Source organism: Hymenobacter sp. IS2118 (assembly GCF_000715495.1).
Taxonomy (GTDB): domain Bacteria; phylum Bacteroidota; class Bacteroidia; order Cytophagales; family Hymenobacteraceae; genus Hymenobacter.
In genome coordinates this window covers 1-258 of record NZ_JNLX01000044.1, presented here as the reverse complement: position 1 = coordinate 258, position 258 = coordinate 1, and the positions used below count along the sequence as shown (strand labels likewise).

Sequence of the window (258 nt, the reverse complement as noted above, 5' to 3'; positions counted from 1 at the left end):
GTATGCATGCGGCAAGTTATTTCTTCCCACAAAAAAACCGCGTGGCGGACAATTGACCAAAAACAATAAGTTTCGCAATACGCAGCAGGCCCGCAAGCGCGTAGTAGTGGAACACAGCATCGGGGGTCTAAAAAGGTATCGTATTTTATCAGACCGTTTGCGGATGCACAACCTGGAACAGTTCGATGTGGCGCTGGAAGTGTGTGCAGGTTTGTGGAATTTCTGCTTAACTCATTGATAAACCGCTACAACAACTCT

The 258-nt window shown here is 46.9% G+C and carries 1 protein-coding gene; it reads left to right on the top strand.

What is annotated here, in order from left to right; all coding sequences use genetic code 11:
• On the top strand, positions 1 to 238 hold a 238-nt coding region (locus tag GM79_RS23590), incomplete at its 5' end, for a transposase family protein (protein ID WP_161787102.1).
• Between the last annotated feature and the right edge of the window lie 20 nt (positions 239 to 258).